Origin of the sequence: Nostoc sp. DedQUE07 (assembly GCF_034530975.2) — a bacterium.
Taxonomy (GTDB): Bacteria; Cyanobacteriota; Cyanobacteriia; order Cyanobacteriales; family Nostocaceae; genus Nostoc.
The window spans coordinates 1-14,844 of the sequence record NZ_JAVRCC020000036.1; the positions used below are offsets into that span (position 1 = coordinate 1).

At 40.2% G+C, this 14,844-nt stretch carries 12 protein-coding genes and 2 pseudogenes; 13 read left to right on the top strand and 1 reads right to left on the bottom strand.

Features of this window, described 5'->3' with window-relative positions; all coding sequences use genetic code 11:
- From RMZ95_RS23635 to RMZ95_RS23665, 7 genes and pseudogenes are all read left to right on the top strand, one after another.
- Window positions 1-141: pseudogene (locus tag RMZ95_RS23635) on the top strand (photosystem II q(b) protein); the annotation flags it as partial.
- A gap of 168 nt (window positions 142-309) precedes the next feature.
- Window positions 310-1,398 carry a chorismate synthase gene (aroC, locus tag RMZ95_RS23640; RefSeq protein WP_322682493.1) on the top strand — a complete coding sequence of 363 codons (1,089 nt, stop codon included), beginning with the start codon at window positions 310-312 and terminating at the stop codon, window positions 1,396-1,398.
- 287 nt (window positions 1,399-1,685) lie between these two features.
- Entirely contained in the window at window positions 1,686-3,389 is a 1,704-nt protein-coding gene (locus RMZ95_RS23645; RefSeq protein ID WP_409883618.1) for a hypothetical protein, read from the top strand.
- 108 nt (window positions 3,390-3,497) lie between these two features.
- Window positions 3,498-3,752 carry a SemiSWEET transporter gene (locus RMZ95_RS23650; RefSeq protein WP_322682495.1) on the top strand — a complete coding sequence of 85 codons (255 nt, stop codon included), beginning with the start codon at window positions 3,498-3,500 and terminating at the stop codon, window positions 3,750-3,752.
- A gap of 21 nt (window positions 3,753-3,773) precedes the next feature.
- A complete protein-coding gene (locus RMZ95_RS23655; protein ID WP_322682496.1) occupies window positions 3,774-5,420 on the top strand; it encodes a radical SAM protein in 1,647 nt (548 codons plus the stop codon).
- An 11-nt stretch (window positions 5,421-5,431) separates the two neighbouring features.
- Window positions 5,432-5,620: a CPXCG motif-containing cysteine-rich protein gene (locus tag RMZ95_RS23660; RefSeq protein ID WP_012411100.1), complete on the top strand. Its 189-nt coding sequence runs from the start codon at window positions 5,432-5,434 to the stop codon at window positions 5,618-5,620.
- Between the two features lie 19 nt (window positions 5,621-5,639).
- Window positions 5,640-6,083, top strand: a complete 444-nt coding sequence (locus RMZ95_RS23665) for an SRPBCC family protein (protein WP_322682497.1) — start codon at window positions 5,640-5,642, stop codon at window positions 6,081-6,083.
- Between the two features lie 28 nt (window positions 6,084-6,111).
- Here RMZ95_RS23665 and RMZ95_RS23670 read toward each other — a convergent pair whose 3' ends face one another.
- Window positions 6,112-6,930, bottom strand: coding sequence for an SDR family oxidoreductase (locus RMZ95_RS23670; protein WP_322682498.1), 819 nt, complete (start codon window positions 6,928-6,930; stop codon window positions 6,112-6,114).
- 350 nt (window positions 6,931-7,280) lie between these two features.
- Here RMZ95_RS23670 and RMZ95_RS23675 point away from each other — a divergent pair, with 350 nt between their 5' ends.
- The 6 genes and pseudogenes from RMZ95_RS23675 to hflX all read left to right on the top strand — a co-directional run bounded on the left by RMZ95_RS23675 (window position 7,281) and on the right by hflX (window position 14,750).
- Window positions 7,281-7,472 carry a chlorophyll a/b-binding protein gene (locus RMZ95_RS23675; RefSeq protein ID WP_322682499.1) on the top strand — a complete coding sequence of 64 codons (192 nt, stop codon included), beginning with the start codon at window positions 7,281-7,283 and terminating at the stop codon, window positions 7,470-7,472.
- Window positions 7,473-7,801: 329 nt separating this feature from the next.
- Complete coding sequence (crtW, locus tag RMZ95_RS23680; RefSeq protein ID WP_322674389.1) at window positions 7,802-8,563, top strand: beta-carotene ketolase CrtW; 762 nt, start codon at window positions 7,802-7,804, stop codon at window positions 8,561-8,563.
- Between the two features lie 112 nt (window positions 8,564-8,675).
- Window positions 8,676-9,656: a 7,8-didemethyl-8-hydroxy-5-deazariboflavin synthase subunit CofG gene (gene cofG, locus RMZ95_RS23685; protein WP_322682500.1), complete on the top strand. Its 981-nt coding sequence runs from the start codon at window positions 8,676-8,678 to the stop codon at window positions 9,654-9,656.
- A gap of 310 nt (window positions 9,657-9,966) precedes the next feature.
- A pseudogene (locus RMZ95_RS23690) lies at window positions 9,967-11,328 on the top strand (ATP-binding protein).
- Window positions 11,309-12,778 carry a tetratricopeptide repeat protein gene (locus tag RMZ95_RS23695; RefSeq protein ID WP_322682501.1) on the top strand — a complete coding sequence of 490 codons (1,470 nt, stop codon included), beginning with the start codon at window positions 11,309-11,311 and terminating at the stop codon, window positions 12,776-12,778. The pseudogene RMZ95_RS23690 and the gene RMZ95_RS23695 overlap by 20 nt, the downstream one beginning before the upstream one ends.
- A 226-nt stretch (window positions 12,779-13,004) precedes the next feature.
- On the top strand, window positions 13,005-14,750 hold the full coding sequence (gene hflX / locus RMZ95_RS23700; protein ID WP_322682526.1) for a GTPase HflX: 1,746 nt from the start codon (window positions 13,005-13,007) through the stop codon (window positions 14,748-14,750).
- The last annotated feature ends 94 nt before the right edge of the window (window positions 14,751-14,844 follow it).

The following is a 14,844-nucleotide window of genomic DNA, read 5'->3' on the forward strand; positions in this document are numbered from 1 at the left end:
TCAACTTGGGCGGATGTAATCAACCGCGCTAACCTGGGTATGGAAGTAATGCACGAGCGTAACGCTCACAACTTCCCGCTTGATTTGGCTGCTGGCGATTCTGCTCCTGTAGCAATAAGCGCTCCTGCTATCAACGGTTAATTCTGAAGTTTAGTTAAATAAGAAAGCGCCCTCTGGTAACGGAGGGCGCTTTCTTATTTGTATAGGTAAAGGCTATACGTCAAACATTCCAAGTGCCAAAGCATAAAAATTAACTTTTGCACAAACTCTAGGTAAAATACATAAGCCTCATCCTTTTTCTTTAAGATCATGGGCAACACTTTTGGTCATCTATTTCGTATAACTACTTTTGGTGAATCTCACGGTGGCGGTGTGGGGGTTGTGATTGATGGTTGTCCTCCACAACTAGAAATTTCGGCAGAAGAAATCCAAGTAGAATTAGATAGAAGGCGTCCAGGACAAAGTAAAATTACGACACCTCGCAAAGAAGCCGATACCTGCGAGATTTTATCGGGTGTATTTGAAGGCAAAACACTAGGAACGCCTATAGGGATTTTGGTACGGAACAAGGACACTCGATCGCAAGACTACGACGAAATGGCCGAGAAGTATCGCCCTTCTCATGCGGATGCAACTTATGATGCAAAATATGGCATTCGCAATTGGCAAGGCGGGGGCAGGTCGTCAGCGCGTGAGACAATTGGCAGAGTAGCAGCAGGTGCGATCGCTAAAAAAATTCTCCGTCAAGTTGCCAATGTCGAAGTTATCGCTTACGTCAAGCGCATCAAAGACTTGGAAGGTATAGTCGATCCAAATACTGTCACCTTAGAACAAGTGGAAAGCAACATCGTGCGCTGTCCCGATGCTGAATGTAGCGATCGCATGATTGAATTAATTGAGCAAGTTGGGAGGCTTGGTGATTCTATCGGCGGTGTCGTAGAATGTGTAGCTCGTAATGTGCCGAAAGGTTTGGGCGAACCAGTATTTGATAAATTGGAAGCTGATATCGCTAAAGGTGTGATGTCTCTCCCTGCTAGCAAAGGCTTTGAAATCGGTTCCGGTTTTGGCGGGACGCTGTTAACCGGAATTGAGCATAACGACGAATATTATATTGATGAAAATGGTGAAATTCGCACTATAACTAACCGTTCTGGTGGTATTCAGGGGGGAATTTCCAATGGTGAAAATCTCATTTTACGAGTTGCATTTAAGCCAACGGCGACAATTAGAAAAGAGCAAAAAACAGTAACTCGTGAAGGAGAAGAAACCTTATTAGCGGCAAAAGGACGACACGATCCTTGTGTGTTACCGCGTGCAGTTCCAATGGTGGAGGCAATGGTGGCGCTGGTGTTGTGTGACCATTTGTTGCGGCATCATGGACAGTGTAAGGTGTTGTAGGGATTATACTTGGACTTTCATAAAATATTTATGCTTCGGGGGTGAGTGTCTGACTCGCCCTTTTTTATCTGTATTGTTATAGTAGCGGATAACACATTTAAGTACGTGCGATCGCATCTACTCTCAATATGGATAAAGAGTCTCCAAATCGCTTAGAACACTTTGCTGCTTTAAAGTCCAAATACCAAGCGACTCAATATGAAGATTCATTACCTGCTAGTTTGCTGTATCTCATACTACGAAAACTTGACTTAGGAATTGAACTCCTTGACTTAGAATCTACTTGGTTGGGAGAATCTAAGCTTGAGGAGACTTTAGAAGCTATCAAGCAAGAGCAGAAATTTAAAGTACAAGAATTCAGAAATCTAGAATCTGAATTCTCTAAATTAAAGTCTAAGTACAAAGCCACAAATTATAACGTTTCCTGGCAATCTAGTCATCTCTATTTCATTCTTTTGAAACTTGAATCAGGAAATTTACTCACTGATTTAGAAGTTCAATGGCTGAGAAGAACTGGTTTATATGAAACAAATCAAATTGCTCAAGAAGTAAAGCGATTTACTCAACTTAAATCTCAGTACAAAGCTAGTCAATATCAAGACTCATATCCTGATAGTTTACTGTATCAAATACTAAAAAAGTTAGAGGTTACAGAACGTTTAAGTGATTCTGAATATAATTGGCTGCTCAATAACCAACTTTTGGAAACAGCAGAAATTTTTAAGCAACAGGAATTAGAAAAAGAAGCTCAATTTGCTAAGTTAAGAGATAAATATCAAGCGAATATACACTCTGATTTATCATTATCAAGTCCACTATATCCAATACTGCAAAATATTGATGCCAAAAATAATTTGAGTGATTCCGAGATTAACTGGTTGAAACAGCAAGAACTTAGCGAAACAATTGCCATTGCTCAAGAGTTGCAACAAACACGAGAATTTGCCGCTTTGAGACTTAAGTATAAAGTAACTGAGTATCAGGATTCATCGCCCAAGAGTCACCTGTATAAAATTCTTAAAAGACTCGAGTTGTCCAATCAGTTAGGTGAACAGGATATTAACTTCCTCAAAAAACGCAAACTGACTAATATTATAGAAGTTGCAAATGAAAAATATGTCTCCAGCCTAAAATCTAAAATAGATTCAGGAGAACTACTTAATGAGTCAGAAATTGAGTGGTTGAAAAATAATAAACGTGAAGATATCATTATCTTTGCTAAACAGAAGCACTTCGCAGCTTTGAAATCAAAATATGATGTTTTACGCTATCAAGATAAATCACACACCAGTCTTTTATACACAATTTTGCAAAAGCTGGAGTTAAAAGAGCGACTTGAAGCAACAGATGTTGCTTGGCTTCAAGAGACTAAAATTGAAGTGCCTCAAGCAACATATAGTTATGATAGGTGGCAACAAGAACTTCAGCATCAAGGGACTAAATTATTTTCTGGTAAGATTTGGATTACTTACCACACAATTGAAGCAAATTTTTATGAGCAGGAGTTTCAGCGCACTGATAACAAATGGAACTTAGCAAATGCCAGCAGTCATTGGCGCAAAGCAGATGAACCAGAACAGGCATTGCAACTGACGAATAATTTACAACTCGACAAAATTAAAGAAAATAAACTCAAATCAGCTTTGCTAACTACCAGAGGTGGAGCTTTTCGAGATTTTGGAAAATTAGATGAAGCAGAAAATTGCGCCCGTCAAGCTATTAAATATCAACCAAAAAGCCATCATCCGTACACCTTAATGGGAGCTATTTGTTTTGAACGACATCAATATTCAGATGGTGAGTATTGGTTTCAGGAAGCAATTAAACGTGGTGCTAATCCTAGAGATATGGATTCTGAAATAAAGCGAGTAGTGAAAAATGCTAAGGATGAAAATAAGCGTCGGCAAGTGATAAACTACCTACTAAACAAAGATCCACAACGGTATGCTTGGGCGAAGTCTTATATCAAAAAGCCAAAGGATAATATCTGAATTAAAAAAATCACATCATAAAACTAAAAGAGAAACTAGGTAAAATTTAATGTAATGCAAGTGTTTCTCTAGCGTTACACTACAAATAAATTGCTCTGGTTACATCGCATGGATTTTCTGACAATTATAGGATTAGCTGCCGCCACAATAACCACAATCTCTTTTTTGCCACAGATGTTTAAAACTTGGCAAACAAAATCAGCAAAAGATGTTTCTTTAGTTACCCTGATTACATTCATAAGTGGTGTTTTTTTGTGGCTAATCTATGGAATTTATTTACAATCCTTGCCAATTATTCTTGCTAACGCCATAACATTGGTTTTTAACTTAATTATTCTATGGCTTAAAATTAAATATAGATAAACTTGCCTCTAAGAAACACCTGTGACATCATCTGTATTTGACTCTGAACGCCTTCTCTTTACACCTACTACCCCAGACACCAACGCTATTCCCATAATCTTCGCCTTTCCCAACGAGTACAGCGTAGGTATCACTAGCCTTGGCTATCAGGTAGTGTGGGCAACCTTGGCAATGCGTGATGATGTGCAGGTGAGTCGCCTGTTTACAGATACTCACGAACAACTCCCTAGAACGCCAGAAATTGTGGGATTTTCTATTTCGTGGGAACTGGATTATGTAAATATTCTAAATTTGCTGGAATCTTTAGAAATTCCGATTTGGGCAACCTCTCGTGATGATTCTCATCCGATAATTTTTGGTGGTGGCCCAGTTCTCACTGCTAATCCCGAACCTTTTGCAGATTTTTTTGATGTCATTTTACTGGGAGATGGCGAAACCCTGTTAGGGAATTTTATTGAGGCTTATAAAGAAGTCAGAAATGCCTCAAGACAAACTCAACTAAAAAGACTTGCACAAATACCAGGAATTTATGTACCCAGTTTGTACGAGGTGGAATATCACACAAGAGATGGTGAAGTAAAGTCTATTAAACCAATTTCTCCCGAAATTCCCGCAGTGGTGCAAAAGCAAACTTATAGAGGAAATACCCTATCGGCTTCTACTGTAGTCACCGAAAAAGCGGCATGGGAAAATATTTATATGGTGGAAGTGGTGAGAAGCTGTCCAGAAATGTGCCGCTTTTGTTTGGCGAGTTATCTCACACTGCCTTTTAGAACAGCCAGTCTGGAAGATTCATTAATTCCAGCGATCGCCAAAGGTTTAGAAGTCACAAATCGGCTAGGATTATTAGGGGCTTCAGTAACTCAACATCCAGAATTTGAGGCGTTGCTAGATTATATCAGTCAGCCAAAGTACGATGATGTCCGTCTCAGTATTGCCTCAGTGCGAACCAATACTGTGACAGTCCAATTAGCAGAAACTTTGACTAAACGAGACACGCGATCGCTTACCATTGCTGTAGAAAGTGGTTCCGAAAAAATTCGGCAAATCGTCAACAAAAAGCTGCATAACGACGAAATTATCCAAGCAGCGATAAATGCCAAAGCAGGCGGCTTAAAAAGCTTGAAACTCTACGGAATGGCAGGAATTCCTGGTGAAGAAGCAGAAGATTTAGAGCAAACCGTGGCAATGATGCGTAATATCAAAAAAGCTGCGCCGGGATTGCGGTTAACATACGGATGCAGCACCTTTGTACCCAAAGCACACACACCGTTTCAATGGTTTGGGGTGAATCGTCAAGCAGAAAAACGGTTGCAGTTTTTGCAAAAACAGTTAAAACCGCAGGGGATAGAATTTCGCCCAGAAAGCTATAATTGGTCGATTATACAGGCTTTGTTATCGAGAGGCGATCGCAGACTCTCCCAACTCCTAGAACTTACTCGTGACTTTGGCGATTCCTTGGGTAGTTACAAACGTGCTTTCAAGAAACTCAAAGGACAAATCCCCGACTTAGATTTCTACGTCCATACCGAGTGGTCAACAGAACAAGTATTACCCTGGAGCCACTTGCAAGGGCCTCTGCCACAGTCTACACTACTAAAGCATTTGGCTGATGCTAAAAGTTATATCAATCCATCTCCAAAAGAATTACAGCCATTGAATTCATAGCTGAAAACTTGATGCAAAACACAGCTGAGTATTACTGCGCCTATTGCGGCGAACCGAACTTAACTTTTATTGATTTGAGTGCTGGAGGACAGCAATCTTATGTAGAAGATTGTCAAGTTTGCTGTAACCCAAATATTTTGTATGTGCGGGTTGATGAAGATACCCTAGATATCGAGATAGATACTGAATCTGAAAGCTGAATTTTAGGTTTTTCTTTCCATGCTGCACTTTAAACATTCTTCAATCATTAATGCCTCACCAGAAGTAGTTTGGAAATTTCACGAAAGGCCAGATATTTTGCAACTGTTGAATCCACCTTGGCAGCCAGTCCAAGTGGTTCGTCGTGAAGGAGGGCTGAACGTGAATGCTATCACCGAATTTCGCTTGTTTCTCGGCCCATTACCCTTAACTTGGTTAGCCCGTCATACTGAATGTGAAAAATATCGCCTGTTTACTGACGAACAAATATCTGGCCCCTTTGAATCTTGGGTACATCGACATGAATTTGAACCGGAAAATGGCAAAACCAGATTAACTGACGCTATTTCCTTCTCTATGCCTGGTGGAGGAACAGTTGAATTTATCAGTGGTTGGTTAGTGCAAGTGCAACTAGAAGCTATGTTTCGCTATCGCCACTATGTAACGAAACGAGAATGTGAGTAACAATAGCAGAATGTGCTGGCAGCAAAAATTAATTATCCTGATTTTTCAACCCTTGCCGCGAAACCCACTTTATCAAACCAGGAAACAAGCGATACAAAGCTTGCGAGAAATTCGCCGAACCAACCATCACTTCCGATTTATTATTCTTGACTGCATCCCAGATAGCATTTGCCACATCTTCAGGCTTCTCCACTACCGGATTTTTCAGCACAACCTCAAGCTGTCCACGACGAGTTTCAGCATCTTGCTTATCCTTGCCCCGAAAAACTGCCCGTTCCATTAAAGTACTCTTAATTAAATTCGGATAAATCCCACAAACATGAATCCCCTTTGGCTGTAGTTCTGCTTGTAACGCTTCTGTCAACCCTGTCACCCCAAACTTACTAGCGCAATAGGGTACTAAGTAAGCAGTTGGTACCTTACCGCCAATGGAACTTAAATTAACTATAGTTCCACTACCCCGCTGGAGGAAATGAGGTAGAAGGGCATTAATTGTGTGGATATATCCCCATAAATTAGTGTCTATAATTTGATGCCAATCACTGAGAGAAAACTGTTCTACGGGCCCTGATGCGAAGATGCCTGCATTGTTTATCAACACATCGATATAACCATAATGCTCCAATGCCTTTTGTACCAAGGTGTGTACTTGAGATGCGTCAGTGACATCACAAGTAACAGTCAATGGTGCTGCACGACCAAGGCTTTGTAACTCCTGCGCTACAGCTTCCAAACGGTCAGCATGACGAGCTGTAATTACAAGGTCATATCCTTGCCGAGAAAATAAAAGAGCTGTTGCTTTACCAATACCTTCAGAAGCACCTGTAATCAATACCGTAGGAGCCATACTATTATATATAAGTAGTAAATTTAAAAATATTATTTGCTCTTTCTTTATTATTATTTTGAGCAATAACATTCCAGAAACCTTCTAACTTTCGTTAGATTTTTTATGATATCCAAAATAGTTATTTAGCGAGATTATAAGTTTTTATTCGCAGTTGTTTGGTAAAAATACCTCTACTCTAAAGGGTAATAAAAACTATTATTGAACTTTTGCTAGATAAGTATTTCCTAAACATCTTCAAAATCTCATTCTTTAGAGTTGTTTCTACTTTAGGACTAGAGACAGATAGCGTCACATGGGTAATTTAAGTAATATGAACAATGTAATTAGCTTCTTAAGGAAACTTCACAATGGCACCTTATCCTAGCGATCAAACTGAAACTGCATACAATGGCAAAGACCGCAATGCTGGTGAACTTGGGCTAACTCCTCAGTCTGAACTTTGGAACGGTCGCTTGGCTATGATCGGTTTTCTAGCTTACCTACTTTGGGATCTAAATGGTTATAGCGTAGTCCGGGACGTACTTCACCTGATTTCTTAAACTCCCGTTAATTATTGAGTGTTTTTGTTGCAGGCTTAGATTCTGTCCAAAGTATCAAATACAAGGCACTGGTTATAATAAATACTAATCTTACCAGTGTCTTCACCCATAACACGCAACCTTTTAACCGAAAACGGTTTTTAAAATAGCATCTAGTTATGTAATAATAGTTCAAGTATCTTAATATTTCTATATATTTTTGTTTGTCGGCATTGTCCAGTGTAAAACATTTACCACTAACACAGTTTTCCGGCTAGTAGTTAGTAGTTTATGTAATTACTATATTTTATTTTTTGAATTTTCATCTGAATGTTAGGCGGAGTAAAAGTGTGATCGAGTTAGAACAACCACCCAGTCATCAAACAAAATTGACTTCAGTAGTGAAAAGTAAATCTCACTTTAAAGGACTTTTCATTGCTATTGTCATTGTTAGCGCATGGGTCATTAGCCTGAGTTTATTGCTTTCCCTTGATATCTCCAAGTTAAAATTTTGGATGCTATTGCCCGTTATACTATGGCAAACATTTTTATATACGGGATTATTTATTACATCTCATGATGCCATGCATGGGGTAGTGTTTTCCCAAAACAATAAGATTAATCATTTTATTGGGACATTAACTCTATCTCTTTATGGTCTTTTACCATATAAAAAATTATTAAAAAAGCATTGGTTACACCACCAAAATCCAGCAACTCAAATCGACCCAGATTTTCATAATGGTATACACAAAAACTTCTTTGCTTGGTATTTCCATTTTATGAAAGGTTACTGGAGTTGGGGACAAGTTATTGCTTTAACTCTTATATATCAGTTTGCTAATCGCATCCTTCATATACCCCATGCTAATCTAATAACTTTTTGGGTACTTCCTTCGCTTTTAAGTTCATTCCAATTATTTTATTTTGGTACTTTCCTTCCACATAGCGAACCAATTGCAGGGTATATTCAGCCTCATTGTGCCCAAACGATTAGCCGTCCAATTTGGTGGTCATTTCTCACGTGCTATCATTTCGGCTATCACGAAGAACATCACGAGTATCCTCATGTTTCTTGGTGGCAGTTACCAGAAATTTACAAAGCAAAATAGTTCTTGTTTATCTAATAAATAAGTGGGCGTGAATAATTAAAGGTTTGTAGTTAGCATCTCCAGCCCCTAAAATAAGTCTGGGGCTGCTTACTAGAGCAAATTTATTCTGCTTATGCCAATTAATAATTCTCGTCTTGTCACTTATAGCCCTGCTTATACAATCGTTCCCACTTACGAGTGCTTTAATCAGTGTAGTTACTGCAACTTTCGCAGCGAACCGGGTAAAAGTCCCTGGATGAGTATTTCAGATGCAGACAGTATTTTAAAACCACTTCAAAGCGAAAAAGTCTGTGAAATTCTTATACTCAGTGGTGAAGTGCATCCTCATTCGCCAAAGCGCCAGGCGTGGTTTACACGGATTTATGATTTGTGTAAATTAGCGCTTTCAATGGGGTTTTTACCTCATACAAACGCGGGGCCACTGAGTTTTGAAGAAATGCAAAAGCTCAAGCATGTGAATGTTTCGATGGGGCTGATGTTGGAACAGTTAACACCAACATTGTTAAATAGTGTACATCGGCACGCACCGAGTAAATTACCAGAAGTCCGTTTACAGCAATTGCAATGGGCGGGAGAGTTGCAGATCCCTTTTACAACTGGGTTACTGTTAGGAATTGGGGAAACAGTTGATGATTGGTGGGAAACATTAACAGCTATATCTGAACTGCATCAACGTTATCACCACATTCAAGAAGTTATTTTACAACCTCATAGTCCAGGACATCAGCAAACCTTTGATGCACCACCTTTTGACCCTCATCAGTTACCAGAAGTAATTGCTAAAGCACGTCAGATTTTACCGCCAGATATTACTATTCAAATTCCGCCGAATTTAGTTAAAGATGACCGATGGTTACTCGCTTGTATCGAAGCTGGTGCGCGAGATTTGGGCGGAATCGGGCCAAAAGATGAGGTAAATCCTAATTATCCTCATGTTCAGGAGCAAACATTGAGAGGAATTTTACAGCCTGCGGGGTGGGAGTTGATGGCGCGTTTACCAGTATATCCCCAGTTTGATGGCTGGTTGTCGGGGGAGTTGCAAAAATTGGTGAATCGGTGGCGAAAAACTTTAACTCCGGCTTTTCTTGTGTAATGACAAACAAGTAAAGATTTTTTCCTTCCCTGTTAAGCTGCTCTACATTTAAATTGCATATACTGGGCGGGCAAGATGCCCACCCCACAAGAGTTATACTTAACTCGATTATAGAAGTTAGATGTTTTTTAGCTTAGTGTTTTTGTTAATGAGTCTTTGATACTCGCCGACGAGTCTTTTTTACTCGTGAATGAGTCTTTGATACTCGCCGACGAGTCTTTGAGCTTCATTAATGAATTTTAGGGCTGCTGATTACCCAATCCCTATGTAAACTTGCGTTATTATCGCACTAATCTAGTAAATTCTACCTATGGCTCAGGATTTCGCAACTTTAAAAAAGATATACAACGCTTTTGACCCATTTCGACCTTTGCCCGCAGGAGATCCGGTTTATGTCGATTGTCAGGAAGTGCGAGGAGATGGCGACATTTTGGTAGAGGTGGGTAGAGAGATTTTGTACTCAGACAGAAAGACTTGTCAACTTTATGCAGGTCATCGTGGTGCAGGTAAATCAACAGAATTGCTGCGTCTTCAGAAATATTTAAACGAGGAAGGTTGTTTTGTTGTCTATTTTGCGGCTGATGAACAAGATATCGAGCCAGAAGATGCCCAATATACAGATATTCTCCTTGCTTGTACACGACGTTTATTAGAAGCATTAAAAGATAACGCTAATCCTGAACCTTTGGTGTCATGGTTGAAAAGCCGCTGGCATGATTTAAAAGATTTGCTACCTGACGTATCTTTAGAAGGTCTGGAGGTAGAGAAGGAAATTCCTCTTTTTGCCAAAATCACAGCCAAATTGAGAACTGAACCCAGTCTCCGCCACAAAATCCGCGAAAGAGTTAACCCGCACACCACAACTTTGATTTTGGCTTTGAATCAATTTATTGAAGATGCAAAAAAACGCTTACCTTCGGAATATTCTCAACTAGTAGTCATCGCTGATAATCTAGATCGGATTGTACCCATACCCCAAGAAGATGGACGCAGCAATCACGAACATATTTTTTTAGATCGTAGCGAACAACTCAAAGCTTTAAATTGCCATCTAATTTATACAGTACCGATTTCATTGGTGTTCTCTAACCGCGCTACAGATTTACGAGATATCTATGGTAGTGATGCTCAAGTTTTACCAATGATTATGGTGCAAACTCCTGAAAATAAAAGTTATGAACGAGGAATTAATAAAGTCCAGGAATTGTTGCAAAAGCGGGTGAGTCAGATTGACTCTAACCTTTCTATCAGAAATATGTTTGAGCAGCCAGAAGCTTTACAGCAACTATGCTTAATGAGTGGAGGTCATGTGCGGAATTTGCTATTATTAATGAAAGAAGCAATTAAATATACTAATAATCTACCGATTACGACTAGAGCTTTACAACGGTCAATTAGCGAAACTAGAATTACCTACCGCAATACAGTTTATGCAAATGAATGGTAAGCACTAGCCAAAGTTTATTATTCTAAACAAATAGTAAATGATGAACAACACCGTAACTTATTATTCAATCGCTGTATTTTGGAATATCGCCATCGCGATAAAGAAGAACAAATTCAATGTTGGTATGATATTCATCCTTTAATTAAAGGAATTAAAGAATTTCAAGATGCTTTTGCTAGTTTGAACCTTAGTGAGACACAGCTTGATGAAACTGGAACTGACTGATTGGGATAAAGATTTACCAACAGAACCAAATGAAGAATATCAAGCCTTAGTCCGTACTCTGAACTTTACAGAAGGCTTTGGCTTGTTATTTGCTCGTTGTTCTCCGGCTGAGGGTGAGCAGTTAATTGGCAAAGTTAAAGAAGAAATTACAAATAAAAATATTGAAGTTTTGCGATTAAAGCAAGCTGTTATTAATTTATATGAAATTCTAGACAAATTAGATAATAAAGAACAAATAGATATTTTATTTATTACAGGTTTAGAGTATTCATTTTATGAATATGAAGAGTCTAAAAGATTGACAGACTGGAATAGTAGAGATATTTATTCATATAGTTGGAAGAGTGTACCGCCTGTTTTAATTAATCTGAATCAACAGCGAGAACGTTTTAGAGATAGTTTTAATATTTGTTTTGTTTTCTTTTTACCTCTATTTGCTATTAAATATTTTATTCAACGCGCTCCAGACTTATTTGACTGGCGTTCGGGGTTGTTTGACTTTCCTATAGATGCAGAAACTCTCAAGCAGGAATCATCACGTATACTTCAGGATGGAGACTATGAAAAATATCTCACGCTAACACCAGAAGAAAGAACTCAAGAAATACTAGCAATTCAAGAATTAATTGCAGCAGATTATCAAAGAACTAGTAGCCAAGCAGAATTACTAATTAAACTGGGAGATTTGCAGCTTGCTGGACAAGATTACAAAGAAGCGATCGCATCCTACGACCAAGCACTGAAATTTAAACCTGATAAAGACAAAGCTTGGTACAATCGCGGCAATGCGCTAAGAAATTTAGGACGCACTGAAGAAGCGATCGCATCCTTCGACCAAGCACTGAAATTTAAACCAGATTTACACGAAGCTTGGTACAATCGCGGCATTGCGCTAGATGATTTAGGACGCACTGAAGAAGCGATCGCATCCTACGACCAAGCACTGAAATTTAAACCAGATTACCACGAAGCTTGGTACAATCGCGGCAATGCGCTAGATGATTTAGGACGCACTGAAGAAGCGATCGCATCCTACGATCAAGCACTGAAATTTAAACCAGATTTACACCAAGCTTGGTACAATCGCGGCTATGCGCTAGATGATTTAGAACGCACTGAAGAAGCGATCGCATCCTACGACCAAGCACTGAAATTTAAACCAGATTTACACCAAGCTTGGAACAATCGCGGCTATGCGCTAAGAAATTTAGGACGCACTGAAGAAGCGATCGCATCCTACGACCAAGCACTGAAATTTAAACCAGATTTACACCAAGCTTGGTACAACAAAGCTTGCTGTTATGCCGTTCAAGGTAATATTGAGCAGGCGCTGGAAAATCTACAACAAGCAATTAATCTAAGTCCTGATGAATGCCGTGAATGGGCAAAAACCAACTCAGATTTTGATAGTATCCGCGAAGATGAACGCTTTCAAGCTTTAATTCAATAACCGCTAGAAAGACTAAACTAATGTAGCGATTAATCTAGCGATCGCCTTCACACCTTCACTGAAAATACTAACTGAAATTAAAAGCGATGCCGATACATTACTAAATATATTCCCTCGCGAACTAATTACTAATGCATCCCTCAAAGGAGAGAGATAGGAGCCTAAACCCTGTTGTAAAATAGACTTATAAGAATTCGGGGGGCCATTTCACTGGTCATAAACGCCTATAGAAACTATTTTTGGAAATCTCCAAGGTCTGAAGTCCAGCCAGCTGAAACAACTACAGCGGCTGTATCACCAGCGCATACCAGGCGATCGCATCACCACGCCTGAGTTTTCCCAGCGTCTGGCAGCAATTAGCACAGAAGTCAATCAGCCTGTGTGCGCCTACATCAACCGTCGCGGACAAGTGATTCGCGTCGGGGTAGGCACACCACGCCAAACGCAAATACCACCGATGGAATTGCCCCGTTACGGTGCAGAACGACTCAGTGGTATTCGTTGTATTGCCACTCATCTAAAGCCAGAACCTCCCAACGAAGCGACACTCACGGCTATGGCACTGCAACGCTTAGATGCCCTAGTTGTCCTAAATATTACCGGAACCGGCTTTACACGGCGGGGAGGCGGTTCGACTGGATATGTCAAAGAAGCTTATCTAGCTCATCTGACACCGCAAGAGTCTCGCACCCTGATTACTAGTCCTGCGGCTCCCAAGATAGGCGAAAGCCAAATCCAATCCCCAAGTTGGAATATATCGCCACCTTTGGATTTAGACGATCTGGCAGACCAGGATTTAGTAGACTTGGTAGAAAATCTGGAAGCGGAATTCCAGCGTGAATTTATCGCCCAGGAAGTAGATGCTGACCACGATCGCGTGCTGATTGTGGGGCTGATGACTAGTGAAATGACTCCCCTACAATTCCAAGACACTCTAGTAGAATTGGCACGTTTAGTTGATACTGCTGGGGGAGATGTATTACAGACAATACAACAAAAGCGATCGCGCGTTCATCCCCAAACCGTAGTTGGCGAAGGTAAGGTGCAAGAAATTGCCCTAACTGCCCAAACACTAGGAGTCAATCTCGTTGTCTTTGACCGCGACCTCTCACCCTCCCAAGTCCGCAACTTAGAAATGCAAATTGGTATCCGGGTGGTTGACCGCACCGAAGTAATTTTGGATATTTTTGCCCAACGCGCTCAGTCCCGTGCCGGTAAGTTGCAAGTAGAACTAGCACAGTTAGAATACATGCAACCGCGACTAGCTGGTAGAGGTCGCACCATGTCCCGATTGGGTGGTGGTATTGGGACTCGTGGCCCTGGTGAAACCAAACTGGAAACTGAGCGCCGTGCAATTGGGCAGCGCATTTCTCGACTGCAAAAAGAAGTAACTCAGTTGCAAGCTCATCGTTCGCGGTTACGGCAACGAAGACAGCATCGAGAAGTTCCTTCAGTTGCTTTAGTTGGATATACCAACGCTGGTAAGTCCACTTTGCTGAATGCTCTCACTAATGCAGAAGTTTATACAGCCGACCAGTTATTTGCCACTCTCGATCCGACTACCCGCCGTTTGGCGATTCCTTATGGCGAAACTAATGAACATCAGGAAATTCTGATTACAGATACAGTAGGGTTTATACACGAACTGCCTGCATCGTTAATGGATGCCTTCCGTGCCACTTTAGAGGAAGTCACAGAAGCCGATGCCCTACTACATTTGGTGGACTTATCTCACCCTGCTTGGTTGCGTCATATTCGCTCAGTCAGGGAAATTTTGGCACAAATGCCAATAACTCCTGGTCCGGCGCTAGTGATTTTTAATAAGATCGATCAAGCCAATAGTGAGACACTAGCCCTAGCTAGAGAAGAATTCCCTCTCGCGGTATTTATTTCTGCGAGTCAGCGTTTGGGATTAGAAACCCTACGTCAACGCCTTGCCAAGCTCATTGAATACGCCGTTGATTCCCAGTAAATACTGAAATAAATTTTTAATTTCTAATTGAAAATGCCGTAGTTAATAGTAACTATGGCATTTTTTATTGAAATAATAGATATTTATACTTTAC